Source organism: Streptomyces sp. NPDC050535, from assembly GCF_044457665.1.
Taxonomy (GTDB): domain Bacteria; phylum Actinomycetota; class Actinomycetes; order Streptomycetales; family Streptomycetaceae; genus Streptomyces.
This window is the reverse complement of the sequence record NZ_JBITHE010000023.1, coordinates 33,801-60,065: the sequence shown is the minus strand read 5'-3', so window position 1 is coordinate 60,065 and position 26,265 is coordinate 33,801. Positions and strand designations below refer to the sequence as shown.

At 71.5% G+C, this 26,265-nt stretch carries 23 protein-coding genes and 1 tRNA gene; 12 read left to right on the top strand and 12 right to left on the bottom strand.

Annotated elements, in window-relative coordinates:
* Nucleotides 1-4: 4 nt before the first annotated feature.
* The 5 genes from ACIBLC_RS34950 to ACIBLC_RS34930 all read left to right on the top strand — a co-directional run bounded on the left by ACIBLC_RS34950 (nt 5) and on the right by ACIBLC_RS34930 (nt 4,010).
* Nucleotides 5-1,531, top strand: coding sequence for a diaminopimelate decarboxylase (locus tag ACIBLC_RS34950; protein ID WP_399215470.1), 1,527 nt, complete (start codon nt 5-7; stop codon nt 1,529-1,531).
* 297 nt (nt 1,532-1,828) lie between these two features.
* A complete protein-coding gene (locus ACIBLC_RS34945) occupies nt 1,829-2,227 on the top strand; it encodes a hypothetical protein (protein WP_399215413.1) in 399 nt (132 codons plus the stop codon).
* Nucleotides 2,224-3,036, top strand: coding sequence for a transcriptional regulator (locus ACIBLC_RS34940; RefSeq protein WP_399215412.1), 813 nt, complete (start codon nt 2,224-2,226; stop codon nt 3,034-3,036). Before ACIBLC_RS34945 ends, ACIBLC_RS34940 begins: the two co-directional genes overlap by 4 nt.
* A 67-nt stretch (nt 3,037-3,103) precedes the next feature.
* Nucleotides 3,104-3,619, top strand: coding sequence for a roadblock/LC7 domain-containing protein (locus tag ACIBLC_RS34935; protein ID WP_399215411.1), 516 nt, complete (start codon nt 3,104-3,106; stop codon nt 3,617-3,619).
* 16 nt (nt 3,620-3,635) lie between these two features.
* Nucleotides 3,636-4,010 (top strand): hypothetical protein, encoded by a 375-nt coding sequence (locus ACIBLC_RS34930; protein WP_399215410.1) that lies wholly within the window; start codon nt 3,636-3,638, stop codon nt 4,008-4,010.
* Nucleotides 4,011-4,064: 54 nt separating this feature from the next.
* Here the strand turns inward: ACIBLC_RS34930 and ACIBLC_RS34925 are convergent, their stop codons facing one another.
* The 3 genes from ACIBLC_RS34925 to ACIBLC_RS34915 all read right to left on the bottom strand — a co-directional run bounded on the left by ACIBLC_RS34925 (nt 4,065) and on the right by ACIBLC_RS34915 (nt 7,526).
* Nucleotides 4,065-4,634, bottom strand: a complete 570-nt coding sequence (locus tag ACIBLC_RS34925; protein ID WP_399215409.1) for a hypothetical protein — start codon at nt 4,632-4,634, stop codon at nt 4,065-4,067.
* Nucleotides 4,635-4,779: 145 nt separating this feature from the next.
* Complete coding sequence (locus ACIBLC_RS34920; RefSeq protein WP_399215469.1) at nt 4,780-5,670, bottom strand: MurR/RpiR family transcriptional regulator; 891 nt, start codon at nt 5,668-5,670, stop codon at nt 4,780-4,782.
* Nucleotides 5,671-5,675: 5 nt separating this feature from the next.
* Nucleotides 5,676-7,526, bottom strand: a complete 1,851-nt coding sequence (locus ACIBLC_RS34915; protein ID WP_399215408.1) for an aromatic amino acid ammonia-lyase — start codon at nt 7,524-7,526, stop codon at nt 5,676-5,678.
* 311 nt (nt 7,527-7,837) lie between these two features.
* Here ACIBLC_RS34915 and ACIBLC_RS34910 point away from each other — a divergent pair, with 311 nt between their 5' ends.
* Nucleotides 7,838-8,272: a hypothetical protein gene (locus ACIBLC_RS34910; protein ID WP_399215407.1), complete on the top strand. Its 435-nt coding sequence runs from the start codon at nt 7,838-7,840 to the stop codon at nt 8,270-8,272.
* A gap of 415 nt (nt 8,273-8,687) precedes the next feature.
* Here ACIBLC_RS34910 and ACIBLC_RS34905 read toward each other — a convergent pair whose 3' ends face one another.
* A complete protein-coding gene (locus ACIBLC_RS34905; RefSeq protein WP_399215406.1) occupies nt 8,688-10,082 on the bottom strand; it encodes a cystathionine beta-synthase in 1,395 nt (464 codons plus the stop codon).
* A gap of 143 nt (nt 10,083-10,225) precedes the next feature.
* Here ACIBLC_RS34905 and ACIBLC_RS34900 point away from each other — a divergent pair, with 143 nt between their 5' ends.
* The 3 genes from ACIBLC_RS34900 (at nt 10,226) to ACIBLC_RS34890 (ending at nt 13,900) form a co-directional block, all read left to right on the top strand.
* Nucleotides 10,226-11,248: an SGNH/GDSL hydrolase family protein gene (locus tag ACIBLC_RS34900; protein ID WP_399215405.1), complete on the top strand. Its 1,023-nt coding sequence runs from the start codon at nt 10,226-10,228 to the stop codon at nt 11,246-11,248.
* A gap of 364 nt (nt 11,249-11,612) precedes the next feature.
* Nucleotides 11,613-12,833 (top strand): acetyl-CoA C-acetyltransferase, encoded by a 1,221-nt coding sequence (locus ACIBLC_RS34895; protein ID WP_399215404.1) that lies wholly within the window; start codon nt 11,613-11,615, stop codon nt 12,831-12,833.
* A 284-nt stretch (nt 12,834-13,117) separates the two neighbouring features.
* The gene (locus ACIBLC_RS34890) at nt 13,118-13,900 is read left to right on the top strand and encodes a hypothetical protein (RefSeq protein ID WP_399215403.1); all 783 of its coding nucleotides are present in this window, start codon (nt 13,118-13,120) and stop codon (nt 13,898-13,900) included.
* A 129-nt stretch (nt 13,901-14,029) separates the two neighbouring features.
* Here the strand turns inward: ACIBLC_RS34890 and ACIBLC_RS34885 are convergent, their stop codons facing one another.
* The gene (locus ACIBLC_RS34885) at nt 14,030-14,341 is read right to left on the bottom strand and encodes a hypothetical protein (protein ID WP_399215402.1); all 312 of its coding nucleotides are present in this window, start codon (nt 14,339-14,341) and stop codon (nt 14,030-14,032) included.
* Between the two features lie 104 nt (nt 14,342-14,445).
* Between ACIBLC_RS34885 and ACIBLC_RS34880 the strand changes: the two genes are divergently transcribed.
* The gene (locus ACIBLC_RS34880) at nt 14,446-14,676 is read left to right on the top strand and encodes a DUF4287 domain-containing protein (protein WP_399215400.1); all 231 of its coding nucleotides are present in this window, start codon (nt 14,446-14,448) and stop codon (nt 14,674-14,676) included.
* 106 nt (nt 14,677-14,782) lie between these two features.
* On the opposite strand, the gene ACIBLC_RS34875 is transcribed toward ACIBLC_RS34880, so the two are convergent.
* From ACIBLC_RS34875 to ACIBLC_RS34865, 3 genes are all read right to left on the bottom strand, one after another.
* Complete coding sequence (locus ACIBLC_RS34875; protein WP_399215399.1) at nt 14,783-15,667, bottom strand: Bax inhibitor-1/YccA family protein; 885 nt, start codon at nt 15,665-15,667, stop codon at nt 14,783-14,785.
* Nucleotides 15,668-15,902: 235 nt separating this feature from the next.
* Complete coding sequence (locus ACIBLC_RS34870; RefSeq protein ID WP_399215398.1) at nt 15,903-17,078, bottom strand: 4-hydroxybenzoate 3-monooxygenase; 1,176 nt, start codon at nt 17,076-17,078, stop codon at nt 15,903-15,905.
* Nucleotides 17,079-17,287: 209 nt separating this feature from the next.
* Nucleotides 17,288-17,370: transfer RNA gene (locus ACIBLC_RS34865), tRNA-Leu, on the bottom strand.
* 421 nt (nt 17,371-17,791) lie between these two features.
* Here ACIBLC_RS34865 and ACIBLC_RS34860 point away from each other — a divergent pair.
* Both ACIBLC_RS34860 and ACIBLC_RS34855 read left to right on the top strand, forming a co-directional pair.
* Nucleotides 17,792-18,562, top strand: a complete 771-nt coding sequence (locus tag ACIBLC_RS34860; RefSeq protein WP_399215467.1) for an ABC transporter ATP-binding protein — start codon at nt 17,792-17,794, stop codon at nt 18,560-18,562.
* Nucleotides 18,563-18,638: 76 nt separating this feature from the next.
* Entirely contained in the window at nt 18,639-21,167 is a 2,529-nt protein-coding gene (locus ACIBLC_RS34855) for an ABC transporter permease (protein ID WP_399215397.1), read from the top strand.
* 142 nt (nt 21,168-21,309) lie between these two features.
* Here ACIBLC_RS34855 and ACIBLC_RS34850 read toward each other — a convergent pair whose 3' ends face one another.
* The 4 genes from ACIBLC_RS34850 to ACIBLC_RS34835 form a co-directional block, all read right to left on the bottom strand.
* Complete coding sequence (locus ACIBLC_RS34850) at nt 21,310-22,596, bottom strand: class I SAM-dependent methyltransferase (protein WP_399215396.1); 1,287 nt, start codon at nt 22,594-22,596, stop codon at nt 21,310-21,312.
* A 245-nt stretch (nt 22,597-22,841) separates the two neighbouring features.
* Entirely contained in the window at nt 22,842-24,245 is a 1,404-nt protein-coding gene (locus ACIBLC_RS34845) for an NAD(P)/FAD-dependent oxidoreductase (RefSeq protein ID WP_399215395.1), read from the bottom strand.
* Between the two features lie 465 nt (nt 24,246-24,710).
* On the bottom strand, nt 24,711-25,652 hold the full coding sequence (locus ACIBLC_RS34840; RefSeq protein ID WP_399215394.1) for an exopolyphosphatase: 942 nt from the start codon (nt 25,650-25,652) through the stop codon (nt 24,711-24,713).
* Nucleotides 25,649-26,212: a DUF501 domain-containing protein gene (locus ACIBLC_RS34835; RefSeq protein ID WP_399215393.1), complete on the bottom strand. Its 564-nt coding sequence runs from the start codon at nt 26,210-26,212 to the stop codon at nt 25,649-25,651. The genes ACIBLC_RS34840 and ACIBLC_RS34835 overlap by 4 nt, the downstream gene beginning before the upstream one ends.
* Nucleotides 26,213-26,265: the final 53 nt, after the last annotated feature.

Genomic DNA, 26,265 nt, shown 5'->3' with positions numbered 1-26,265 from the left:
GGGCATGGCGGGGAATCCGGTGAGCGACGAGGCGGGCGGGACGGACGGGGCGGCGGACGCTCCGGGCGGTGCGGATGCTCCAGGCGGCGCGGGCTCTAGGGGCGGCGCGGTCGGCGCCGGTGGGTGCGATGACGCGGGCGGGTCAGATGGCGCCGGCGGGTCCCAGGGTTCCGAGGGTTCCGGCCGGGTGGGTGACGAGGACGGTGATCGTGTCCTGCGGCGCGACGACGCGGTCCGGGCCGCGGTGGAGCAGGGGCTTCTCACGCCGGGAACCCCCATCGTCGCCCTCCTCGACGTCACCGGCATCCGGGCCTCGGCCGCCGCGCTGCGGGCCGCCTTCGACGCGGTGACCGCTCCGGGCACCCCTGTGCTGCACGCCTTCGCGGTGAAGGCGACCCCGCTCGTGCCCGTACTGCGGCTGCTGCGGGAGCAGGGCATCGGCGCGGAGGTGGCCAGCCCCGGGGAGCTCGCGCTCGCCCGGGCGGCCGGGATGTCGCCCGCGCACACGGTCCTCGACTCCCCCGCCAAGACACCCGCGGAGCTGGGTGAGGCGCTGGCGCTGGGCGTCGCCGTCAACGCGGACAACCCGCAGGAGCTGGACCGTATCGACGCCCTGGTCCGGGCCGGGGCGACCGGCTCCCCCCTCGGACTCCGGGTGAATCCGCAGGTCGGCGGGGGTTCGATCGAGGCGCTGTCCACCGCCACGGCGACCTCCAAGTTCGGGGTGGCGCTGCGCGACGAGGGCGCGCGGGAATGGATCGTCCGGGCGTACGCCGACCGGCCCTGGCTGACCAGGCTGCACGCGCACACCGGGTCGCAGGGCATCCCGCTGTCACTGATGGCGCGTGGCGTGGCGGAGACGTACGCGCTGGCCGAGGAGATCAACGAGCGGGTCGGGCGGCGGCAGATCGACACCATCGACATCGGTGGCGGGCTGCCGGTCAACTTCGGCTCCGACGCCACCGCCCCGACGTACGCGCAGTACGCGCGGCTGCTGGCCGAGGTGGTGCCGGGGCTGTTCGACGGGCGGTACGGGCTGGTCACCGAGTTCGGCCGGTCGCTGCTCGCCAAGCACGGGACGGTGCTCGCGCGGGTCGAGTACACGAAGTCCGCCGGGGGCCGGGCGGTCGCGGTCACGCACGCGGGGGTGCAGATCGCCGCCCGCACGGTGTACGCGCCCGCGTCCTGGCCGCTGCGGATCGCCGCGTACGACCCCAAGGGGCGCCCCAAGTCGGGGCCGGACGTCGTCCAGGACATCGCGGGCCCCGCCTGCTTCGCGGGCGACCTCCTCGCCGAGGGCCGCGCCCTCCCGCTCCTCGAACAGGGCGACTACGCGGCGGCGCTGGACACCGGCGCGTACTACTTCGCCCACCACTACGCGTACAACTCCCTGGCCCGCCCGGGCATCTACGGCTTCGCCCCGGACGCCCGGGGCGGCATCCGCTTCGCCGTCGCCAGGGAGCCACAGACCCTGGAAGAGATCGTGGCGGAATCGGGCGGGGCGGGGGCATCGGCACTCACGGGGCTGTAGCGAGGGCTCTCGCGAACCTGGCAGGGCCGCCTCCCAGGGGCCGCCTCCGCGGGGCCGCGCCCCGCGCCCTCGCACCCGCCCGGCGCGCAAGCGCCCCCGCACGCCCCCGCGCACTCGTGCGCGACCCCCGCCAAGCCTTCGCGGTGGCCCGAACCGGGCGGAAAATATGCTCAGTTGACCCACCTTAGTCACCCCGGGGCATGTTCCACAGGAAAATGCCAGAACCATCGCCCCCGACGCACACGTTGCGTAACTTCGGCGTCACTCGGCCGAACCCTTGGCGGGAGGGGAGACACGGTGCCCGGAATCGACGAGTGCCTACTGGAAGCCATGACACTGCCCGGTGCCCGGGGTGCCGCGGTGGTCGACTGGACCAGCGGCCTGGCCCTGGGCACGGCCGGCGACGCACCGGGAGGTGACCACGAGACGACCGCGGCCGAGGCCGCGGAGCTGGCCCGGCTCGCGGCGGAGCACCGCGCGTTCGCCCCGGCCGACGGCTCCGACTGGTCCGACCGGGAGACACCGGTCGAGGATCTGATCATCAGCAACCGGGACAGCTACCACCTGCTGCGCTTCGTGAGCACCACCTTCGACAGCAGCGTGTTCCTGCATCTGTGGCTGGCCCGCGCCGACGGCAACCTCGCGCTGGCCCGCATCCGCCTCGGCGAGCTGGCCGGACGGCTGGTGCTCGGATGACGACGGTCAGAACACCTCCCCCGCCCCGCCTCCCGCTGCGGGACAGGGCACTCGACTCCGGTGGCGGCGTCTCGCCGATGCTGAGCCGGCTCGCCGCCGAGCGGGCCACCGGTGTGCTCGTCCGCGAGCGCGGCACGCTCTACCTCGCCGACGGCGAGGTGGTGCACGCCGAAAGCCCCGCCACACCAGGGCTCGACGTGCTGTTCGCCGCCCGCGGGGTGCTGGACCCCCAGGTGTGGCGGGAGGCCGTCGCCGCGGCCGGCGCGAGCCATCAGGTCGGCCAGTTCCTGGTCGACAGCGGCCGGATAGCGGAAGGCGCGCTGGAACTGTGCCACCTCGGTTCGCTTTACGACGCGGCGTACTTCGTGCTCGGGCCGAGCAGCACCCCGAGCCGCTTCCGGTACGGGGCCGCGCACTGGCTCGGTCCCGTCCGCCCGGTGCCGGTGGCCGCGCTGGAGCGCGAGACCGTGCGCCGCCGCGAGCTGCTGCACCGCATCTGGCCCGACCCGGCGACGGACACCGCGCCCCTGGTGCGCGCCCGGCTCGCCGCCGGGCCGTCGGTCCCGCTGCGCCAGGAGGCCGTACTCGGCCGGGTGGACGGCGTGCGCACCGCGGCGGACGTCTCGCTCGAGCTGGGGCGGCCCGCCTTCCACACCCTGGTCGACCTGCGGCGGCTGGCCGCCGCCGGGCTCGTGACGGTGGCGCCCCCGGCGCAGCCGCCGCAGCTGCCCAGCGAGCTCACCCAGCCGTCGGCCGATCCCGACGTGGCCCTGCTGCGGCGGCTCAGAGACGCATTGGAGGCCCTGTGAGCCCTGACCCGCGGGAGGCCTTGTGATCCGCGCGCTACGACAACAGCGTGCCGAGAGGAGACTGCTGATGGCGGCGGAGCCCGAAGTCCTCGACGAACTGCACCGGTTGAGGGCCCGAGTACCCCAGCTGACCGGGGCGCTCGCGGCCAGCGCCGACGGTCTCGTCCTCGCCCACGACACCCCCGGCGTGGAGCCCGACGGCCTGGCCGCGCTCACCGCGGCCGCGCTGGGCGTCGCCGTACGGATGGCGGACGCCACCGGGCAGGGCGACTTCCGCGAGCTGCTGGTGCGCGGCGTCCACGGCTATGTGGCGACGTACGCGGCGGGCGGCTCCGCCGTGCTGACCCTGCTCGCCCAGGACCGGGTGAACGTCGGCCGGCTGCACCTGGAGGGGCGCCGCTCCAGCACCCGGATCGGCGAGCTCGTGGACGCCGCGACGGCACGCGGTGAGCCGGTCACCTCGGCGCGGGCCCCCGTGAAACCGGGCCCCGCCCCCTCACGTACCCGCGCGGCGCGCGGCGCGACGGGTTCGCGCACCGCCGCCACCCCGACCCCCAACACCCCGAGAACATCGGAAAGCTGAAAGGAAACCGAACACCATGGCCAACACCGAAACAGCACTGAAAGAAGCACTCGCCTCCATCGAGGGCGCCACCGGAGCCGCCCTCGTCGACTACACCAGCGGCATGGCGCTGGGCACCATCGGCGGCAGCAAGGGCTTCGACCTCAACGTCGCGGCGGCCGGCAACACCGACGTCGTACGCGCCAAGCTGCGCACCATGGAGCACCTCGGGCTGAAGGGCGAGATCGAGGACATCCTGATCACGCTGTCCGACCAGTACCACCTGATCCGGTTGATGCAGGGGCGCGGCGGCAACGGCCTCTTCCTGTACCTGGTGCTCGACGCCAAGCGGTCCAACCTGGCGATGGCCCGCCACCAGCTGCGCAGGATCGAGGCGGAGCTGGAGGTGTGACCCGGGCCGACGGCCCAGGGCCGGCACGGCCAACGGCCGTCGCGGCCCGTGCCGTCAGTGACGCCGCGCTCCGCCGGGCGCGGCGTCGCCCGCCGCCACACCGGTGGCCCGGCACGCCTTGACCGGCTTGCCCGCGGGGGCGCCCGCGCCCCTGCCGAGCCAGTCGACGCGCACCCAGATCAGCTCCTGCCCGGCGCGTTCGCGGCGCCCCAGCCAGCCGGCCTTCAGCCACAGGCCTGCTCCCGCGCCGGCGAGCAGCATGCCGCCCGCGGCGGGCACCGCGAACGAGCTGCCGAGCGCGGCCGCGAAGGCGAGCAGCAGCCACCATCGATGGCCCCGGCGCCAGTTCCGTACGGTCACCGCGCGGTCCTGGAGCACGTCGTGCTTGCCGGCGCGCGCGGCGGCGCGGGCCAGTGCGGCGTACCGCTTCCTGTGCCGGTACGCCACCACGACGGCCGCGACGATGAACAGCGCCGCCCCCGCCATGACCCCGATCCGGCGCCCGGTGAATCCCGGCAACAGCAACCCGATGCCCGCCGCGAACACCCCGCACCACCACAGCGGTGCCGCGCCCGCCCTCACGACGACAGCCACCCGGGCCAGTCCCTGCCCTCCGCGCCCCACGTTCCGCCTCCTCGTGTGTCCCAGCTCTCCGGGCGGGCACGCTAGCGAGCGAAGGTGAGACGAACCTGAGAAATACGGCGGCTCGGCCAAAACGTGACTACGCCAAAACGTGACTACGCCGAACCGTGATTGCTCCACGCCGTGCCTACTCCACGAACAGGCCCCGGGCCGCGGCCCGCGCGTCGAACTCCTCCAGCCGTGCCTGCGCGTCCGGCAGGTCGTCGCACATCGCCTCCAGCAGAACGCGGCCGAGCAGCATCGGGGCGCAGGCCGTGTCGAAGGCCAGACCGGTGCCGACGGCGGCCGGCAGCAGCAGGTCCGACACCTTCGCCACCGGCGCGAACGCCGAGTCCGCGACCGTCACCACCGTCAGGCCCGCCGCCTTCGCGTACGCCAGCGAGTCCACGACCTCGCGCGGATGCCGGGGCAGCGCGAAGCACAGCAGTGCCGTGGCCCCGGCGTGTACGGCCGCGTCGATACGGTCGTGGAGCATCGTGCCGCCCTCGTGCAGCAGCCGTACGTCGGGATGGACCTTGGCGGCGAAGTACCCGAAGCCGTACGCCTGGGAGGCGGCGGCGCGCAGCCCGAGCACGATGAGCGGCCTGCTCGAGGCGAGCAGCCGTCCCGCGCGGGCCACCGGGCGCGGGTCCGCCAGCACCTCCGCCAGGTGCTTCAGGTTCTCGATCTCGGCCTCGACGGCCTGCTGGTACTCGTTGTACGAGGCGGAGCCCGCGGTCTGTTCGGCGGGCGTGACCTCGCGCAGGTGCTTGCGCAGCGCCGGGTAGCCGTCGAAGCCGAGCGCGACCGCGAAGCGGGTGACGGACGGCTGGCTGACCCCGGCCAGTTCGGCGAGCTCGACGCTCGACAGGAAGGGCACGTCGGCTGCGCGGCGCACCATGCTGTGCGCGATCCGCCGCTGGGTAGGCGTCAGCCGGTGCCCCTCGAAGAGCGCCTGAAGCCGAGCGGCCGGACTGTCCGTCGTCATACCGATGCTCCTCCCGTCCACACCCGTGATCCCGTCCGCGTTTGCGTCCATGCCGCTCATGACGCGCTCCCCCTCCAGATGTCCGTGAACCGGTCGAGCAGTACGGCCGCGGTGCCCACGTCGTCGGTGAGCGGCCGGTCGGCCTGTTCCGGGTCGAGCACCGACTCGGCGAGCTCCAGCGCCCGCCCGGCCGGCAGTTCCGGGTCGGGCCGCAGGCCCCGCTGGCGCAAGGCCCGTACGGCGGCGACGAGTTCGCAGCCGACGACGAGACGGTACGCACCGCAGGCGCGCAGCGTCTGCCGTGCGGCGAGCGAGGCGAAGCTGGCCTGTTCCTCGACGCCCCGGGAGAGTACAGCGTGGCCCAGCGAGGCGGGCGCGGAGAAGGCCCGCAGGTCACCGAGGGCGGCCGCGGCGGCGTACTCCAGGATCATCACGCCGGAGGACGCGGGTTCGCTGTCGGCGAGGAAAGGGCGCAGCCGGGTGTAGGCGGGTTCGTTGAGGGTGGAGAGGCGGGAGGTCGACAGCCGGGCGACCTGGGTGACGGCCAGCCTGAAGTGGTCGAGGGCGAGGGCGAGTTGGGCCTGGTAGAAGCCGCCGTGGTGGTAGGCGGCCATGTCCTCGGGGGAGATCAGGGGGTTCTCGGCGGCGGCGTTGATCTCGACGGTGAGGACGCCCTCCAGCGCGTCCGCCGCGTCCTGGGCGGGCCCGTGGATCTGCGGGACACAGCGGAAGCCGTACGGGTCCTGGATCCGTCCGAGCGGCGGCACCGGCCGGTCGGCGGCGCCGATCAACTCCCGCATCCGCCGGGCCACTTCGACCGAGCCGCGGTGCGGCCGCGCGGCGTGCACGGGCGCCGCGTACGCCTCGTGCGAGCCGTCGACCGCGATCAGCGAGAGCGCGGCGACCACCTGGGTGGCCCCGATGAGCCCCCGCAGCTCGTCCAACGCCAGCGCGGCCTGCCCGAGCGTGAGCGCGTTGCTGCTGATGAGCGCGAGAGCGTCATTGTTGTCGAGCAACTGCGGCTCGGGCCCCACCACCTGCGAGTACGCCCCCTCGGCGGCCACCCCCACGGACGCCCGCCACGACGTCACCCCTCCGGAGACCGACCCCGCGGACGCCACCCCTCCGGAGACCGCCCCCACTGACGCCACCGCCCCGGAAGCCGACCCCGCTGACGCCAGCGCTTCGGGCAACCGCCCGTCGGAAGCCGCGGCTTCAGCCACCCGCTCGGCGGACGGCGTCGTTCCAGACGCCCGCCCGTCGGCGGTCACCCCTTCGTGCGCCCACCCCGGGGATGCCACCCTTCCGGGCGCCCGTCCCCCGGACGCCACCCCGCCCAGAGGCCGCCCCCCGGAAGACCCCGCACCCCCCGGCCCCGGCCGCCGCCACGGATGCTCCCCCGCCAGCGCCAGCCCCACCTGGGCCAGCGCCGCGATGTCTCCGGTGCCCACGGAGCCGAACTCGTTCACCGCCGGGTGGACGCCGGTCTCCAGTGCCTCGCACAGGGCCGTGACGACGGAGGGCCGCAGGCCGGCGCCGCCGGCGAGGAGCTGGTTGGCCCGGACGGCGAGCATCGCGCGGACCTCCCGGGCGGGCAGCTCCTCGCCGATCGCCCCGGCGTGGCTGCGCAGCAGCCGCAGGCCGTGTCCCGCGGCGGACGCCGTCGGCACGTCCTCGTTCCGGTTGGCGCCCACGCCGGTGGAGCGCCCGTAGACGCGACCGCTCGCGGCGATCTGCCGGGCGGCGTCCCAGGATTCCTCGACGCGCTTCATCGCCTCGGTGCCGGGAACGGGCCGCGCGGCTCCGTCGGCGAGCCGGACGACGTCCGCGACACCGGTGCTACAGCCGTCCAGCACCACGAGTCCGACCGTCACCCCACTCGGCGCGGCCACATTCCGAGACGGCATAGAGCGCAAACTCCCCTCGATCCGGACATTGGATCCTGCCTGGTGGCCACAAGTAACCAGCGGTCAACACCGGACCGGTGGCAACCTATTCAGATAGAGAGAACTCTGCATGACGATATGCAGGCCGGGCAAGGGACACCTCATGATCCAGAGGGCCCGGAGGACGTCACGAACGCGTACGCCAAGCAGCACAGGCCGGCCAGGCAGCCGGGGCCGCCCGCCGGCGGTGGGCGGGGCGGGGGTGGAGCCCACCGCGAACAGGGGGGCTAACCCCCGTGCCACGAGGGCGTCGGCTCCCTAACGTAGACACCATGACCGGTATGGAAGCCCACGGCGACGCCGAACTGAAGAAGGAACTCGACGCCACCCTGCACGCACGCAAGGAGCTGGGCGAAGAGTACGAGCCCGCGTTGATCGACTCGTTCCTGGAGAAGGTCGAACAGCGCTTTGACGGCGTGGTCGACCGCCGGGTGCGGCGCCAGCTCGCGGAGCAGCAGATGGTGGTGGCCCGCGGATCGCGCTCGCCCCAGTCGACCGACTCCTTCGGCGAACGCTTCGGCTTCGGGATCGTCTCCCTCGTCCTGGCCGTCCCGCTGTCCGGGATCGGCGGCGGCGTGGCGGGCCTGCCCGGCCTGCTGGTCGCCTGGGGCGGGATCGTGGGGGTCAACATGGTCCAGGCCGCGCGGCTCTCCCCGAACTTCTTCGGGCGCCGCAAGGGCAGGCGCGAGTCGGACTGGGAAGACTGAGCGGAGCCGAACACGTGTGAAGGGCCCGGCACCTGAAGCAGGTGCCGGGCCCTTCGGGGTCTTGCGCGGGGACCGCCGCACCCCCGTTGCCGGGGGGCGGGACGACGGCGGTCCCCGCGAGGGACGCGCGCCGGGTCAGGGCCGGGCGTACGCGTCCGTGGCGTCCATGGAGGTCCGGGAGCCGCTCCGGAGGTCCTTGACGCCGATTTGGTGTCGGCCGGGGCGGGGAGCCGCTCCCGCCCTTGCCGACACCCACTAATGTGCCGGACCCGTGTTAAGCCGGTGCTGCGCGGACGTGACGCGCTCGTACCACTTCTGCGAAGTTCCCGCCTCTGCGAAGTTCCCGCCCGAAAGCGCCGTTCAGGAGCCTTCTCGCGGCTCGGCGAGCACTTCGGCCCGGATCACCGGCCGCCCGTCACTTCTTCGGGGCGCCCTTGGCGAGGAAGGACAGCAGGTCCTGGCGGCTGACGACCCCGGTGGGCTTGCCCTCGACCAGCACGATCGCGGCGTCGGCGACGCCGAGCACGGACATCAGGTCGCCGACCGGCTCGCCGGAACCGACCTGCGGCAGCGGCGCCGACATGTGCTTCTCCAGCGGGTCCTCCAGGGAGGCCCGCTGGGTGAACAGCGCGTCGAGCAGCTCCCGTTCGACGACGGAACCGATGACCTCGGCGGCCATCACGTCCGGGTGTCCGGCGCCCGGCTTCACGATCGGCATCTGCGAGACGCCGTACTCGCGCAGCACGTCGATCGCCTCGCCGACCGTCTCCTCCGGGTGCATGTGGATGAGCGTGGGAATGCGGCCGTGCTCCTTGTCGTCGAGGACGTCGGCGACGCGCGCGCTGGGCCCGGAGTCCTCCAGGAAGCCGTAGTCCGCCATCCACTCGTCGTTGAAGATCTTGCTGAGGTATCCGCGCCCGCTGTCCGGCAGCAGGACCACCACGACGTCGTCGGGACCGAGCCGCTCGGCGACCCGCAGCGCGGCGACCACGGCCATGCCGCAGGAGCCGCCGACGAGGAGCCCCTCCTCCTTGGCGAGGCGGCGCGTCATCTGGAAGGAGTCCTTGTCGGACACGGCGACGATCTCGTCGGCGACGGTCCGGTCGTACGCGGTGGGCCAGAAGTCCTCGCCCACGCCCTCGACCAGATACGGCCGCCCGGACCCGCCGGAGTACACGGACCCCTCGGGGTCGGCGCCCACCACCTGCACCTTGCCGTCACTGACGTCCTTCAGGTACCGGCCGGTGCCCGAGATGGTGCCGCCGGTGCCCACGCCCGTGACGAAGTGGGTGATCCGCCCCTCCGTCTGCTCCCACAGCTCGGGGCCGGTGGAGTGATAGTGCGAGAGGGGATTGTTGGGGTTGGAGTACTGGTCGGGCTTCCAGGCGCCGGGCGTCTCGCGCACGAGCCGGTCGGACACGTTGTAGTACGAGTCCGGGTGCTCGGGGTCGACCGCGGTGGGGCAGACGACGACCTCGGCGCCGTACGCCCGGAGCACGTTGATCTTGTCGGTGCTCACCTTGTCGGGGCACACGAAGATGCACTTGTACCCCTTCGTCTGCGCCACGATGGCGAGCCCGACTCCAGTGTTTCCGCTGGTCGGCTCGACGATCGTGCCCCCCGGCTTGAGGGCGCCGCTCTCCTCCGCGGCCTCGATCATGCGCAGGGCGATGCGGTCCTTCACGGACCCGCCGGGGTTGAAGTACTCAACCTTCGCCAGGACGGTCGCCTGGATGCCCGCACTCACGTTGTTGAGCCTCACCAGCGGGGTGTTGCCGACGAGACTGATCATCGAGTCGTGGAATTGCACCGTTGTCTCCGGAGCTGCGTTCTAAGAGGGATGGTCCTGTCAGCCTACGGCCCCGGATGACCGTTCACGCGCCGTTGAGATTGGGGAACGGCCCTCACGGGGCAAGCACTGGTTGTACGGCTATGAGGAGGTGGCGGCGACGCATGGCGGGTTTGTCGAGGGCGAGAGTGGCACGGCGGATCGCGGCGGGCGCGGCGTACGGCGGCGGTGGGATCGGCCTGGTGGGCGCCGCCGCGGTCGGGGTGCTGCTGGCCGAGGTGCAGATGGCGAAACGCGTGGTGGGCAACGGACACACGCCGCACGCGCCGCGCGGGGAGGGTTTCTACGGATACGGATACTCCGGCCAGGACGAGCCGCCGCTGCGGCTGGTCATGCTCGGTGACTCCACGGCCGCGGGGCAGGGCGTGCACCGGGCCCGGCAGACTCCCGGCGCGCTCATCGCGTCCGGGCTCGCGGCGGTCGCCGAGCGGCCGGTGGAGCTGCACAACGTGGCTCTGCCCGGCGCCCAGTCGGACGACCTGGACCGCCAGGTGTCGCTGGCCCTCGCGGACGCCACCCGGCCGCCGGACGTCTGCGTGATCATGATCGGCGCGAACGACGTGACCCACCGGATGCCGCCGACGCGTTCCGTGCGCCATCTGTCCTCGGCGGTACGGCGGCTGCGCACGGCCGGTGCGGAGGTCGTGGTGGGCACCTGTCCCGACCTGGGCACGGTCGAGCAGGTCCAGCAGCCGCTGCGCTGGCTGGCCCGCCGGGCCTCGCGGCAGCTCGCCGCCGCCCAGACGATCGGTACGGTCGAGCAGGGCGGCCGTACGGTGTCGCTGGGCGACCTCCTCGGGCCCGAGTTCGAGGCGAACCCGCGGGAGCTCTTCGGGCCCGACAACTACCACCCCTCCGCCGAGGGGTACGCGACGGCGGCGATGGCTCTGCTGCCCACGGTGTGCGCGGCCCTCAGCCTCTGGCCGGCGGAGGAGGAGCGTCCGGACGCCTCCCGTCGGGAGGGTTTCCTCCCTGTCGCCCGTGCGGCGGCGGAGGCGGCCTCCGAGCCCGGCACCGAGGTCGCCGCCGCGATGCCCACCGGTCCTCGCGGCCCCTGGGCCCTCCTGAAGCGCCGCCGCCGGCGCCGCGTCCCGGCCACGGACCCGGCCCCCGCGCCGTCCACCTGAGAGACGTTTCCTCGCCCCCTCCGCCCCTTCCCGTCCCTTCCCGTCCCTTGAGGGCTCCGCCCCCGAACCCCCGCTCCTCAAACGCCGGAGGGCTGAAATCTTTCAGCCCGTCCGGCGTTTGAGGACGAGCGCCAGCGCGAAAGGGGGGTCTGGGGGCGCAGCCCCAGAGACGGGACGGGCAGGGGCGGAGGGGGCGAGAAAAGCCCACCGCGCCCCCGGTCACGAAGGCGCCCCCGCCAGAAGAAAGCAAGCGCTTAGAAAAGTGCGGCCGGAGTCACACTCCCAGAGCGGTGACCCCAACGGTACGTGCGGGTAACTTCCCAAGCAGCCATGCCCGACCCGCCGCACGCCAATGGAGCCGTCGATGCCCGAAGCCGTGATCGTCTCAGCCACCCGCTCCCCGATCGGCCGCGCCTTCAAGGGCTCCCTGAAGGACGTACGCCCCGACGACCTGACCGCCACGATCATCGAGGCCGCCCTCGCCAAGGTCCCCGAGCTCGACCCGAAGGACATCGACGACCTGATGCTCGGCTGCGGCCTCCCCGGCGGCGAGCAGGGCTACAACCTCGGCCGCATCGTCGCCGTGCAGATGGGCATGGACCACCTCCCGGGCTGCACCGTCACCCGCTACTGTTCCTCCTCGCTCCAGACCAGCCGCATGGCACTGCACGCCATCAAGGCCGGTGAGGGCGACGTCTTCGTCTCGGCGGGCGTCGAGATGGTGTCGCGCAGCGTCAAGGGCTCCAGCGACGGCCTGCCCGACACCCAGAACCCCTTCTTCGCCGACGCGGTGGCCCGCACCGCCACCGTGGCCGCCAGCGAGGGCGCGAGCTGGCACGACCCCCGCGAGGACGGCCTCGTCCCGGACGCGTACATCGCGATGGGCCAGACCGCCGAGAACCTGGCACGCGTCAAGGGCGTCACCCGCCAGGACATGGACGAGTTCGGCGTCCGCTCGCAGAACCTCGCCGAGGAAGCCATCAAGAACGGTTTCTGGGAGCGGGAGATCACCCCGGTCACGACGCCGGACGGCACGGTCGTCGGCAAGGACGACGGCCCGCGCGCCGGCGTGACGCTGGAGGGCGTCCAGGGCCTGAAGCCGGTCTTCCGCCCGGACGGGCTCGTCACGGCCGGCAACTGCTGCCCGCTGAACGACGGCGCCGCCGCCCTCGTGATCATGTCCGACACGAAGGCCCGCGAGCTCGGCCTGACCCCGCTCGCCCGCATCGTCTCCACCGGCGTCACCGGCCTCTCCCCCGAGATCATGGGCCTGGGCCCGGTCGAGGCGTCGAAGCAGGCCCTGAAGCGCGCCGGCCTGACCGTCGACGACATCGACCTGTTCGAGATCAACGAGGCGTTCGCCGCCCAGGTGATCCCGAGCTACCGCGACCTGAACATCCCGCTGGACAAGCTGAACGTGAACGGCGGCGCCATCGCCGTCGGCCACCCCTTCGGCATGACCGGTGCCCGCATCACCGGCACGCTCATCAACAGCCTCCAGTTCCACGACAAGCAGTTCGGCCTGGAGACGATGTGCGTCGGCGGCGGCCAGGGCATGGCGATGGTCATCGAGCGTCTCAGCTAGTCACGTACGGGTAACCACAGTTGGACCCAGAGTGACCTAATCGGCCCGGATCCCCACAACCACAGGGACTCTGGGCCGATTTGTGATCCAATCCCCCCCAAGATGTGACCTATCTCCCTCCGGAGAGGGATTTACGCAGGTCAGAGCTCATACGCAACTAAACGCCGGGCCCAAAGTCCTGTCCCTTTCGTGACGTTACGCACTGACAGCGGGATAGTCCGCCCTTCAAGCTGATGTAGGAAGTCGGGGGTCGACTTTGAACCGGGAGTACGTCAGTGAGCGCCATGCCGATTGCTTTGCTGCTCACCACGGCCGCGACCGCGGCCGTGGGCGTCGCCGTTCTGCGCACCCTCAAGGGGCTGCGCGCGCAGGTCGCGGCCCTGCACACCGAACTCGCCGCGAACCGTGCCACGGCGGCCAGAGGCCTCGTGCCCGCCGCCCGCACGGCCGCGGACACGGACGAGATACGCGCTGCCGTGGCCGAGGCACTCGCCGAGGAGCGGGAGCGGGAGCTTGCCGAGGCGCGCGCGTTCTGGGCCGCCCAGGAGGCACGCGACGCCTCGGACATGCCCTCGCTGCTCGGCCTCCCGGACAGCGAACCGTTTCTGCCGCGCCACTCGGACTTCGCCGGCCTGGAACACCTGGAGCCGGTGCCCGAGCCCGGCCCGGACGCCGACGAGTTCGCGGGCGAGTCCGCCGAACTCGCCGCGGCCCGCCGCCGCCACCCCTCCCACCCGGACTTCGTACCGGTCCAGTCACCCGTCGTGAACGACCATGAGCGCACGGTGGCCTGCCTGGAGGAACTCGCCGAGTCCGGCACGGAGCTGGCCGACGTCCGCCCCGGCCCGCTCGGCACCCTCGACGTCTACGTCTTCGCCGACGGTACGACGCTGTGCATGACCCCGGGCCACCGCGAGACCGCGGAACACCTGGCCGCGGCCCTGCGCATGGGCGCCGCCCCGGTCCTGCTCGGCGGCTCCGGCGTCTCGGGCGCGTACGCGCTGACGTTCGCGTGCGGGGACGAGAACATCTACATCCTGGCCGACCGGGTCATAGCGTCGCTGTAGTCGGGGCCGAGCAGGAGCGCCTCCTCAGGGGCGCGGGGCTGTGACACCGTGCGGCTCCGCCGCGTGGGCGCGACCAGAGCCACGAACCACCAGCGGTGAGAGCACGGCGCGCCGGAGTCGATCCCCGGATCAGACCCCGGCGCGTTTCTGCGCCGCCGCCACGAGCCCGAGCGCCTCCGCGAGCTCCCCGTCGTCTTTCAGTACGAGTGCCAAATCGTGCGCGGCGACGGTGATTTGGTCGGCGGCGGCGAACATCCCCGCGTCAGGCATCTCCCGGGGAAGCTCCGCGGCGTCCTCCAGACGCTGTGCCCAGCGTGCCAACTCCCTGGCCAGGCCCAGCGCCTCGGCGGCGGCCCCCCGTTGCAGCCGGCTCTGCGGCGCGGCCCGCAACCGGTCGGCGAAGTGATCCACGGCACGGGTCAGCGGCGTCGTATCAAGCACGCGGCGAGCGTACGCGCCGCAGCGGGACTGTTGCCAACAACCCAACCCTCAGGCACGGTGGCGTGAAGGACCGGCTTACATCCCCATTGCGTCCGGAGGCGCCGATGTCCCAAGTCTTCTATCAGGAGACCCATCGCAATCTGCTCGCCCGCATCCCTCACTGCACCGGTCGTGAGATCTCCGACTGGCTGCGCACCGTCGACGAAGGCCCCGCGCTCTTCCGCTTCGAGGAGAAGGTCAGCTGGCTCCGCGCCGAGCACGACCTCGCGTACGGCCATGCCAAGGCAATCATTCACGAGTACGACCTGAGGAGGGCCGCGCGCAAACTGCTCTGAGCGCGCACCGCCGAGACGACAGGCATCCGCAACGACAAAGGGCCCGCGAACGGTGGGTTCGCGGGCCCCTCTGTCACTGACGACCGGCTGCTCCCGGTCGGTCCGGCTAGTCGTTGCCGCTGAAGATGGCGGCCAGCCGCAGCATCTCGACGTAGATCCACACGATGGACATGGTCAGGCCGAACGCGGCCAGCCAGGCCTCCTCGCGCGGCGCCCCGTACGCGATCCCGTCCTCGATCTGCTTGAAGTCGAGGGTCAGGAAGAACGCGCCGAGGATGATCGCGAGGATGCCGACGATCGCGCCCAGCGGGCCCATGCTGCGCAGTCCGCCGTCCTCGGCGACACCGAAGGCGACCAGCAGCAGGTTGACCGCCATGACCACGATGAAGGCGATGGCGATGGCCATGCCGATGCGCGCGTACCGCGCGGTCACGCGGATCCAGCCCGCCTTGTAGATCAGCAGGGTCGCGCCGGACACCGCCATGGTGCCGAGCACGGCCTGGAAGGGCGCGCCCGACCACCGGCTGTTGTACATCTCGCTGATGACCCCGAGGAAGACGCCCTCGAAGGCGGCGTAACCGAGGATCAGCGCGGGCGAGGCCTTGCGCTTGAAGGACTGCACGATGGCCAGCACGAAGGCGATCAGGGCCGAGCCGATGGCGAGCCCGAAGCTGGTGCTGGTGACCGGCAGCAGCGCCCAGGCCAGGGTGGCGCCCACGGCGACGGTGCCGAGCGTCATGGCCGAGCGCATGACGACGTCGTCCATCGTCATACGGCCGGTGGTGGCCGGGGCCTGCGGGGGAGCACCCTGCTGGAGGTCCGGCTGCGCGTAAGGGTTCTGCGCGTAGGGGTTGCCGCCGCCCTGCTGGGCGTACGGGTTGGCCTGCGTACCGACAGCGGGTCCCCCGGCCTGCGGCGCCGCGTTGAATCCCGCGGAGCCGTTGTCGCGGCTGAACCCCCGTCGCGAGAAGACCGGGTTGCTGCTCCTCATTTCACTCCTCCATGGCCACGGTGTGTGGCGTTGGCTCAAGAGTAATAGGTAGGCAAAGGAAAGAGCCTAGTGCTTGGGGAGGATCTTTCCCTTGTCATGACGCGGAACACGCTACGTGCTGGCCTCATTCCCTGCGACGGAGCCCCCAATCCATGACCAACACGGGACACGTCCGAGACCGGACGATGATCGGCCGGGCGTCCCGGACGGTCCGGACAGCCCGCACGCGGCCGGATCAGTCCAGCGGGAACCCGGTGTACCCCTCCGCGAGGTCGGTCTCGGCCGCCCGCGAGCTCGCGACCCGTTCGAGCCGGGCGAGCTGGAGGCGGTCCTCGAAGGGGGTCGCGTCGGGGGCGCGGTGCAGCATGGTCGTCATGTCGTACGAGAACCGCTCGGCCTGCCAGACGCGGCGCAGGCAGGTCGCGGAATAGGCGTCGAGCAGTTCGGCCGACCCGGTGTCCCGGAGCCGGGTCAGGGCGCGGGCGAGGGTGACGACGTCGCCGACGGCGAGGTTGAGGCCCTTGGCGCCGGTGGGCGGCACGATGTGCGCGGCATCACCGGCGAGGAGGAGCCGGCCGTACCGCATGGGCTCGTGGACGTAACTGCGCATCGGGGTGACGGACTTGGAGGTGATGGGTCCCCGCCGGAGCCGCCAGTCGTCCGCGGTCCCGAACCGCCGCTCCAGCTCGTCCCAGATCTCCTCGTCGGCCCACGCCCCGGCGTCCGTGCCCTCGGGCACCTGGAGGTAGAGGCGGGAGACGGTGGGCGAGCGCATGCTCAGCAGGGCGAAGCCACGGTCGTGGCGGGCGTAGACGAGCTCGTCGTGCGAGGGCGGGACGTCGGCGAGGATACCGAGCCAGCCGAAGGGGTACGTCCGCTCGAAGACCCGGGAGAGTCCGGCGGGCACGGCCCGGCGCGCGACCCCCCAGAACCCGTCGCACCCGACCACGTAGTCGCACTCGATCAGGTCCTCCCGCCCCTCGTGCCGGAAGCGGATCCGCGGCCGGTCCCCCTCGACGCCCTCCACCGCCAGCGCCTCGGCCTCGAAGAGCAGCGGCCCGCCCTCCTTGAGCTGGAGGGCGATGAGGTCCTTGCACACCTCGGTCTGCGCGTACACCATCACGGAACTGCCTCCGGTGAGCCCGGGAAGGTCGACGCGGTGCCGCCTGCCCTCGAACCGCAGCTCGATCCCGTCGTGCCGCAGCCCCTCCCGGTCCATCCGCTCCCCGGCGCCCGCTGCCCGCAGCACGTCGACGGTCCCCTGCTCCAGGATCCCGGCCCGCTGCCGATGCTCCACGTAGGCCCGGTCCCGGCTCTCCAGGACCACGGAGTCGATCCCCGCGTTGTGCAGCAGCCGCGCCAGCAGCAGCCCGGCCGGCCCGGCCCCGATGATCCCGACGGTGGTACGCATCGGCACGCCCCTTCGCGTTCCTCGATTCACACTCACTTGTTCGTATAGTGAAGTTTCCTTCACCAATCTCCGTCCGTGAGTCTCCGACCACGCACGTCCGCTGTCAACAGGTGAAGTCGTCCACCGAAGGGGAAGTGACCCAGGGAGCCGGCCGCCACGGTGGGAACGCCGTCCGTCGAGACCCGCGCCCGCGCTTCAGGAGCGGGAAGTGCCCGGAACCGGACTTGAACCGGTACGCCCGCGAAGGGCAGCGAGGTTTAAGCTCGCCGTGTCTGCATTCCACCATCCGGGCAGGCCATGGGCTCCGCGTCGAGATTCCGAGCCTATCGGGGCTCATCACTTGAACAGCGGTCAGGCCAGGCGATGTTGTCTTATTTTATTGATGCCTGAGGGATCGTCAGCCCCCGGTACAGGCCATACGCACATGCCAGACAGCCTTTCGGGCGACTTTGGTCGGCGCATACGGAATGACGGAATTTCACCGTCCGAACATGCGGTCCGCGCAGCACCCGTGAGGGGCCCGCGGCCCTCGGCCCTCAGGGACGACCGTCATCCCCAGGGATGACACAGGCGCTCCCGGTGCGACCGAAGTCGCCCCCCGGAACCGGGACAGCGGCTGACTACAACGCCCCGAACGGCCGAGACGATGGACTCACGTCCCCCGGAAACCGTTGTCGTCCCGACAGGAGCACCCTCCCGTGACCACCACTCCCGTGACCGCCGCCCGCACCGCCGACCGGGCCACCGCGGTGGCCGCCCGCGCCACGGAACTCTCCAAGGTCTACGGACAGGGCGAGACCCAGGTGATCGCGCTCGACCGGGTCACCGTCGACTTCCGGCAGGCGGAGTTCACCGCGATCATGGGCCCCTCGGGGTCCGGCAAGTCCACGCTGATGCACTGCGTCGCCGGACTCGACTCGTTCTCCTCCGGCTCCGTCCGCATCGGCGAGACCGAACTCGGCTCGCTGAAGGACAAGCAGCTCACCAAGCTGCGCCGGGACAAGATCGGCTTCATCTTCCAGGCGTTCAACCTGCTGCCGACGCTGACCGCCCTGGAGAACATCACCCTCCCGATGGACATCGCGGGCCGCAAGCCCGACAAGGAGTGGCTGAACACGGTCATCCAGATGATCGGCCTCGCCGACCGCCTCAGCCACCGGCCCTCCCAGCTCTCCGGCGGCCAGCAGCAGCGCGTCGCCGTCGCCCGCGCGCTCGCCTCCCGGCCCGACATCATCTTCGGCGACGAGCCGACCGGAAACCTCGACTCCCGCGCCGGCGCCGAGGTGCTCGGCTTCCTGCGCAACTCCGTACGGGAGCTGGGCCAGACCGTCGTCATGGTCACCCACGACCCGGTGGCCGCCGCGTACGCGGACCGCGTCATCTTCCTGGCCGACGGCCGGATCGTCGACGAGGTGCTCAGGCCGACCGCGGACGCGGTCCTCGACCGGATGAAGCAGTTCGACGCGAAGGGCCGTACGAGCTGACGCTCGCCGGTCCGCCAGGCCGGGCGCCACCCGCGCGCCGCCGCAGACTTCCTACCCTCCTTGGACTGAGACCCCCATGTTCCGAACCGCCTTGCGCAACGTACTCGCGCACAAGGCCAGGCTCCTGATGACCGTGCTCGCCGTGATGCTCGGCGTGGCGTTCGTGTCGGGGACCCTGGTCTTCACCAACACCATCTCGGACGCCTACCAGACGAGTTCCGCCAAGGGCTTCGACCAGGTCGACGTCGTCATCGAGCCGGAGGTCCAGGACGACACCGGCGACACGGTCGGCAAGGCGCACAAGCTCACGCAGGAGCTGCTCGACAAGACCGCCGACGTCCCCGGTGCCGCCTCCGCCATCGGCGTCGTCAACGGCTTCACCGCCATCGCCGGCAAGGACGGCAAACTCGTCGGCGACGGCTTCCAGTCGGCGGGCGGGAACTACTGGGGCGACAAGGACCCCCGGTATCCGCTGACCGGCGGCAGCGCGCCGCGCGGCCCGAACGAGGTCGCGATCGACTCCGAGACCGCGAAGCGGACCGGGTACAAGGTCGGCGACACCGTACGACTGTCCGTCGACGGACCCGTCCTCACGCCCACCGTCACCGGCATCTTCACCACCGACGACGGCAACGTCTCGGCAGGCGGCAGCCTCGCCCTCTTCGACACGGCGACCGCGCAGAAGCTCTTCGACTCGGTCGGCAGCTACGCCCAGATCGACGTGAAGGCCGCGGCCGGCACCAGCCAGACCGCCCTCCAGAGCCAGCTCGACAAGGTCGTACCGAAGGACGTCGCCTCCACCACCACCGGCGAGAAGGCCGCCGCCGACCAGGCCGAGCAGATCTCCTCGGCGATGAGCGGCATGAAGACGGGCCTGCTGGTCTTCGCCGGCATCGCGCTGTTCGTCGGCACGTTCATCATCGCCAACACCTTCACCATGCTGGTCGCCCAGCGCACCAAGGAGCTCGCGCTGCTGCGCGCCGTCGGCGCCTCCCGCAGGCAGGTCACCCGGACCGTACTCGTCGAGGCCTTCGTGGTCGGCGCGGTCGCGGCCGTCACGGGTCTGGTCGCGGGCATCGGCATCGGCGCCGGAATGCGCTCCCTGATCGGCACGCTCGGCGCGCCCGTACCGGACGGCCCGCTGGTGATCTCGCCCGGCACGGTCGTCACGGCCCTGCTCGTCGGCGTCCTCATCACGATGCTCGCCGCCTGGCTGCCGGGCCGCCGCGCGGCGAAGATCCCGCCGGTCGCCGCGATGAGCAGCGTGCACGCGCAGGCGACCACGAAGTCCCTGGTCGTACGGAACACGATCGGCGCCCTCTTCGCGGGAGCCGGCGTCGCCGTCGTCCTGCTCGCGACGACCATGAGCGGCTCGGACGGCCAGGCCCCGATGGGCTTCGGCGCAGTCCTGCTCATTCTCGGCGTCTTCATCCTCACGCCGCTGCTGTCCCGCCCGATGATCGCGGCCGCCGCCCCGGTGCTCCGCGTCTTCGGGGTCTCCGGCAAGCTCGCCCGCCAGAACTCCGTACGCAACCCGCGCCGCACCGCGGCGACCGCCTCCGCGCTGATGATCGGCCTCACCCTGATCACCGGCATGACGGTGATGGCGGGCAGCCTCCAGAAGTCGATCGACAAGATGGCCAGCTCCGCGATCAAGGCGGACTACGTGGTCTCGATGGCGAACGGCCGGTCGCTCTCGCCGGACGTCGAGAAGAAGCTCGCCGGCCTCGACGGGGTCACGGACACCAGCGCGCTGCGCAACGCGCCCTCGCGCATCGACCAGCAGACCGAGTACCTGACGGGCGTCAACGGCGCCTCCATCGCCAAGCTCACCGACCTCACCCTGGACGAGGGCTCGTTCAAGGTCGGCGGGACGCAGGTCGTGGTCGACGACGACACCGCCGAGTCGCACGGCTGGAAGGCGGGTTCGAAGTTCACCGTCTCCTACGAGGACGGCAAGAAGCAGCAGCTCACCGTGGCCGGGGTCTACCAGGGCAACGAGATGATCTCGGGCATCATGCTCGACAACTCGACGCTCACCCCGCACACCACGGACGCCTTCGACATGCAGGTCATGCTGAAGACGTCGAGCGGCACCTCGGACGCCACCAAGGACAAGCTGGAGAAGGCCCTCGGCGACAACCCGGCGATCCAGGTCCAGGACAAGAAAGACATCTCAGACCAGATCGCCAGCATCTTCACCCTGATGCTGAACATGCTCTACGGCCTGCTCGCGATGGCCGTCATCGTCGCGGTCCTCGGTGTCATCAACACCCTGGCCATGTCGGTCTTCGAGCGCTCGCAGGAGATCGGGATGCTCCGCGCGATCGGCCTCGACCGCAAGGGCATCAAGCGGATGGTCCGGCTGGAGTCCCTGGTCATCTCGCTCTTCGGCGGCGTACTCGGCATCGGCCTGGGCGTGTTCTTCGGCTGGGCCGCCGGTGAACTGCTCGGCAGCACCATGCCGACGTACGAACTGGTCCTGCCCTGGGCCAGGATGGGGCTCTTCCTGCTCCTCGCCGGGACGGTCGGCATCCTCGCGGCGCTGTGGCCGGCGCGGCGGGCGGCTCGCCTGAACATGCTGTCGGCGATCAAGTCGGAGTAACCGTACGGCGGATGGGGCCCCGTTCCACGACGGAACGGGGCCCCTTCGTCGTACCGGGGCCCCTTCGTCTTACCGGGGCCCCGTCGCCGTACCAGGGACCCCGTTGCCGTACCGGGAGCCCCGTCGTCGTTCCGTACGCCGGTCAGTTCCAGTCGCGCGAGCGCAGTGGCATCCCGGACGCGCCCGACGCCTCCGGTGTCCTGACCGCCAGCACCTGGTTGACGCCGATGCGGTTCTGCTCGAAGGCCAGCACGGAGGCGACCATGTACAGGCGCCAGACGCGGGCACGGGCCGGGCTGGTGAGCCCGACGGCACGCCCCCACTGCGCTTCCAGGTTGCTGACCCAGTCGCGCAGCGTGAGGGCGTAGTGCTCGCGGAGCGACTCGACGTCACGGACCTCGAACCCGGCCCGCTCCAACTGGGTCACCGTCGTCCCGACCGGCGCGAGTTCGCCGTCGGGAAAGACGTACGCGTCGATGAACTCGTCGACGTGGTACGCCGATTCGTCCTGGCGCGGCGGACGGGCGATCTGGTGGTTGAGCAGCCGCCCGCCGGGCTTCAGCAGCCGGCGAAGCACCTGGGCGTACTCCAGGTACCTTTCGGCGCCCACGTGTTCGGCCATGCCGATGGAGGAGATGGCGTCGAACGGCCCGTCCGTGACGTCCCGGTAGTCCTGCACCCGGATCTCCACCCGGTCGGTCAGTCCCTCTTCCGCGACCCGCTTACGGGCGTACGCGGCCTGCTCCTGCGACAGCGTCACGCCGACCACGCTGACGCCGTGCTCCCGGGCGGCGTGGATGGCCATGGAACCCCAGCCGCAGCCGACGTCCAGGAGCCGCTGTCCCGCTCTCAGGTCCAGCTTGCGGGCGACGAGTTCGAGCTTGTCGCGCTGGGCGTCCTCCAGGGTTCCGCCGTCTTCCCAGTAGGCGCACGAGTAGACCATCGACGGCCCGAGGACGATCTCGTAGAAGTCGTTCCCCACGTCGTAGTGGTGGCTGATGGCCTGCCGGTCGCTTCGCTTGGTGTGCAGGTGGCGGCGTCTGCGCACCTCCTCGGGGGGCGGGGCGGGCGGCAGCGGCCCGGCCAGCCTCACCAGCCCGCGCACGGCGGCGCGCACCTCGGGGTCCCGCAGGGCCTCCGCCGCCCCCCGCGCGTCCTCTCCCCGTTCCCACACGAGCCCTGCCATCAGGTCGAGGGCGGTGTAGAGGTCGCCCTCCACGCCGAGATCCCCGGCCACCCACGCCCTCACGAGCCCCAGTTCCCCCGGCTTCCACAGCAGCCGGCGCACGGCCCGGCGGTTGTGGACGAGGAGTACGGGGGCGGCGGGCGGGCCTGCCTCCGAGCCGTCCCAGGCGCGGATACGCAGCGGGAGCGGAGCTCCCAGCAACTGTTCGACAAGGCTCTTCAGCCGCAGCGCGGCGTCCTGCATGGCCCACACCTCCGTGACAACACTCCCGAAAGCTCCAACATCCACGTAAACACCAAGACGCGCCGCGCGCAGTCCCCCCGCCGTGTCACGGCTTCGCAAAATACGTGCAGACGCCACGCTTTCGCTGCCGGTGCGGCAGTCGCGGAACCGCCGGAGAAGGCCGGAGCAGGCCGGGGAACGCCGAAGGGGGCCTCCCGCACCACGGATGGCGGGAGGCCCCCTTCGGGGTGTTCAGTGACCGGGCGTCAGGAGGCCTTGGCCTTCTCCTCGGCCTTGGCGGGCGCGGGCGCGGCCACGGCCGCCGCCGGAGCGGGCGCCGGCTTCGCGGCCTCGTAGAACTCCTCGCGAGGAGTCTCCATGGCGCCGAGCGAGACGACCTCACGCTTGAGGAACATCGCGAGCGTCCAGTCGGCGATGACGCGGATCTTGCGGTTCCACGTCGGCATGGCGAGACCGTGGTAGCCACGGTGCATGTACCAGGCGAGACGGCCCTTGAGCTTGATCTTCACCTTGCCCATGACGATCATCGCGACGCCCTTGTGGAGGCCGAGGCCGGCCACCGCACCCTTGTTGGCGTGCGCGTACTCCTTCTGCGGGAAGCCCCGCAGGCCGGAGATCACGTTGTCGCCGAGCACCTTCGCCTGGCGCAGCGCGTGCTGGGCGTTCGGCGGGCACCAGGCGTTCTCGACGCCGGCCTTGCGGGCGGCGGCGTCCGGCACCTGGGCGTTGTCGCCCGCGGCCCAGATGTAGTCCGTGCCCTGCACCTGGAGGGTGGTCTGCGTGTCCACGTGACCGCGCGGGCCCAGCGGCAGGCCGAAGCGGGAGAGGACGGGGTTCGGCTTGACGCCGGCCGTCCAGACGATCGTGCTGGAGTCGACCTCGAGGCCGTTCTTGAGCACGACGTGACCGTCGACGCAGGAGTCCATGGAGGTGGAGAGGTAGATCTCCACGCCCCGGCTCTCCAGGTGCTCCTTGCCGTACAGGCCCAGCTTGGGCCCGACCTCGGGAAGGATCTTGTCCGCCGCGTCGACGAGGATGAAGCGCATGTCCTCGCGGGAGACGCTGGAGTAGTACTTCGAAGCGTCGCGGGCCATGTCCTCGACCTCGCCGATGGTCTCCGCACCCGCGAAGCCGCCGCCGACGAAGACGAAGGTGAGCGCCTTGCGGCGGACCTCCTCGTCCGTGGTCGAGTCGGCCTTGTCGAGCTGCTCGAGGACGTGGTTGCGCAGGCCGATGGCCTCCTCGATGCCCTTCATACCGATGCCCTGCTCGGCGAGGCCGGGGATCGGGAAGGTGCGCGAGACCGCGCCCATCGCGATGACGAGGTAGTCGAAGGGCAGCTCGTACGCCTCGCCCACGAGGGGAGCGATCGTGGCCACCTTGCGGTCCTGGTCGATGGTGGTGACCCGACCGGTGAGGACCTCCGCCTTGGGGAGCACGCGTCGCAACGGGACGACGACATGCCGCGGGGAGATGCTGCCGGCGGCGGCTTCGGGGAGGAAGGGCTGGTAGGTCATGTACGACCGGGGGTCGACAACCGTGACGGTCGCCTCTCCGTAGCGCATCTTCTTGAGAATGCGCCGAGCTGCGTACAGGCCTACGTACCCACCGCCTACTACGAGGATCCTGGGACGCTCCGTGGTGCTCATGCCATCGAGTATCCACCTGCCCCAGGGGGGTCGCTCGTGAGCCCCTTCACAAGCATTTGCGGACCCTCTGCTACACTGCGCGGCCCGCATGATCGAAGTCATGCCACGACTGGGGTCCGGGCGTCCGGTTCGGACCGTTGTCAACACCGCGTGAGCTGCTACTCCGTCCTCGCGAAGGCACCTCGGCCGGGCCGGACCAGCCCCCGTTTCACACGCCCGAAACACGCCCCGAACGCTCCGGTGAGCGCCCTCCCCGACCTGGTGAGCCGCCCGGAGGGACCACGGGAGCGAATTCCTCGCCGAACAGGGGCTTTTTCCTTGTGAAGAACTTCACGAACTTTTCCGGCGGCGTGTCGCCAAGAGGATTCCGAGAGCCCAAAAGTGCGCTCATACGTTGTCCGACCTGCTCAGGAGAGGCGACCGGCGGGCCTGCCGACGCCTCTCCCCCACCCCGCCGTGCCGCCGCTACGCGATCGACCAGGCGATCCCGTCGAGGATGTCGTGCTCGCTGACCACGACCTCCGCCGCGCCGGTCCGCTCCATGACCGAGAGGAGCACCAGGGCGCCCGCGGCGATGACGTCGACGCGGCCCGGGTGCATCGAGGGGATCGCGGCCCGCTCGGCGTGCGTCGAGGCCAGCAGGGACTCGGTGATCTCGCGGACCCGGTCGTAGGGGACCCGGGAGTGGTGGATGGCGGCCGAGTCGTACTCGGGGAGGTTCTGCGCGATCGCCGAGACCGTGGTGACCGAGCCCGCGAGCCCGACCAGCGTGCGCGCCTCACGGAGCGGCACGGTCCGCTCGGCGAGATCCAGCGCCGCCTCGATGTCCGCGCGGATCGCCTCGGCCTCGGCGGCCGTCGGCGGGTCACTGACCTTCCCGTCGTGCACGAGGTGCCGCTCGGTCATCCGTACGCAGCCGATGTCCACGGAACGCGCGGCACGCACCTCGTCGTCGCCCACGACGAACTCCGTGGAGCCGCCGCCGATGTCCACCACCAGGTACGGCCTGGCGAGGTCGTCCCGCCCCGTCAGTTCCCTCGTCGCGCCCGTGAAGGAGAACTCCGCCTCCTGGTCACCGGTGATCACCTCGGGCTCGACGCCCAGGATGTCCAGCACCCCGCGCACGAACTCGTCCCGGTTCTCGGCGTCCCGGGAGGCCGAGGTCGCCACGAACCGCAGCCGCCGCGCGCCGTGCTCCTCGATGACCGCCGCGTACTCACGGCAGGCGGCGAACGTGCGCTCCAGCGCCTCCGGGGCCAGCCGCCCGGTCCGGTCGACGCCCTGGCCGAGCCGGACGATGGTCATACGGCGGTCCAGGTCGACGAGTTCCCCCGTCGCCGGGTCCGCGTCGGCGACGAGCAGCCGGATGGAGTTCGTACCGCAGTCGACGGCGGCGACACGGGTCACTTGACGGTCTCCTCTTCGGCGGGGGCCACGCCGTCGCCGGGGTCCCCCGGCGACGTCACACAGGGCCCCTTGCGCCACCACTCCGGCAGCATCCCGATGGCCTCGTCGCCCAGCGGGTTCACGCCGGGACCCGCCGCCAGGGAGTGGGCCACCAGCACGTGCAGACACTTCACCCGGTCCGGCATGCCACCCGCGCTCGGGAAGCCCGCCAGCACCTCGACGGAGTCACGGCGCGCGAGGTAGTCCTCGTGAGCGGCGCGATAAGCGGCGGCCAGCTCCGGATCCTCCGCCAGCCGGTCCGTCATCTCCTTCATGACCCCGTTGGCCTCCAGCGTGCCGATCGCGGAAGCGGCCCGCGGACACGTCAGGTAGTACGTCGTCGGGAACGGCGTCCCGTCCGGAAGACGGGGCGCCGTCTCCACCACGTCCGGCTGACCGCAGGGACAGCGGTGCGCGATCGCGCGCAAACCGCGCGGCGGGCGCCCGAGCTGCTGCTCGAAGGCCTCGACATCCGCGTCGGTCGGCTCGGTGGAGGGAGTGGTGGGCGGGGGCGTTTGCATGCCTGGAGGTTGTCTTTCCTTGGGTCAGCTGTCGGTTTTCGGACGGCGGGAAC

What these genes read in the sequence shown, in the direction of transcription:
- ACIBLC_RS34940 (WP_399215412.1), top strand. Translation starts at nt 2,224, where the DNA reads ATGACGACGGTCAGAACACCTCCCCCGCCCCGCCTCCCGCTGCGGGAC.
- ACIBLC_RS34935 (WP_399215411.1), top strand. Translation starts at nt 3,104, where the DNA reads ATGGCGGCGGAGCCCGAAGTCCTCGACGAACTGCACCGGTTGAGGGCC.
- ACIBLC_RS34910 (WP_399215407.1), top strand. Translation starts at nt 7,838, where the DNA reads ATGACCGGTATGGAAGCCCACGGCGACGCCGAACTGAAGAAGGAACTC.
- ACIBLC_RS34915 (WP_399215408.1), bottom strand. Translation starts at nt 7,526, where the DNA reads ATGCCGTCTCGGAATGTGGCCGCGCCGAGTGGGGTGACGGTCGGACTC.
- ACIBLC_RS34950 (WP_399215470.1), top strand. Translation starts at nt 5, where the DNA reads ATGGCGGGGAATCCGGTGAGCGACGAGGCGGGCGGGACGGACGGGGCG.
- ACIBLC_RS34845 (WP_399215395.1), bottom strand. Translation starts at nt 24,245, where the DNA reads ATGAGCACCACGGAGCGTCCCAGGATCCTCGTAGTAGGCGGTGGGTAC.
- ACIBLC_RS34890 (WP_399215403.1), top strand. Translation starts at nt 13,118, where the DNA reads ATGCCGATTGCTTTGCTGCTCACCACGGCCGCGACCGCGGCCGTGGGC.
- ACIBLC_RS34920 (WP_399215469.1), bottom strand. Translation starts at nt 5,670, where the DNA reads ATGGACGCAAACGCGGACGGGATCACGGGTGTGGACGGGAGGAGCATC.
- ACIBLC_RS34850 (WP_399215396.1), bottom strand. Translation starts at nt 22,596, where the DNA reads ATGCAGGACGCCGCGCTGCGGCTGAAGAGCCTTGTCGAACAGTTGCTG.
- ACIBLC_RS34880 (WP_399215400.1), top strand. Translation starts at nt 14,446, where the DNA reads ATGTCCCAAGTCTTCTATCAGGAGACCCATCGCAATCTGCTCGCCCGC.
- ACIBLC_RS34855 (WP_399215397.1), top strand. Translation starts at nt 18,639, where the DNA reads ATGTTCCGAACCGCCTTGCGCAACGTACTCGCGCACAAGGCCAGGCTC.
- ACIBLC_RS34875 (WP_399215399.1), bottom strand. Translation starts at nt 15,667, where the DNA reads ATGAGGAGCAGCAACCCGGTCTTCTCGCGACGGGGGTTCAGCCGCGAC.
- ACIBLC_RS34835 (WP_399215393.1), bottom strand. Translation starts at nt 26,212, where the DNA reads ATGCAAACGCCCCCGCCCACCACTCCCTCCACCGAGCCGACCGACGCG.
- ACIBLC_RS34895 (WP_399215404.1), top strand. Translation starts at nt 11,613, where the DNA reads ATGCCCGAAGCCGTGATCGTCTCAGCCACCCGCTCCCCGATCGGCCGC.
- ACIBLC_RS34900 (WP_399215405.1), top strand. Translation starts at nt 10,226, where the DNA reads ATGGCGGGTTTGTCGAGGGCGAGAGTGGCACGGCGGATCGCGGCGGGC.
- ACIBLC_RS34930 (WP_399215410.1), top strand. Translation starts at nt 3,636, where the DNA reads ATGGCCAACACCGAAACAGCACTGAAAGAAGCACTCGCCTCCATCGAG.
- ACIBLC_RS34870 (WP_399215398.1), bottom strand. Translation starts at nt 17,078, where the DNA reads ATGCGTACCACCGTCGGGATCATCGGGGCCGGGCCGGCCGGGCTGCTG.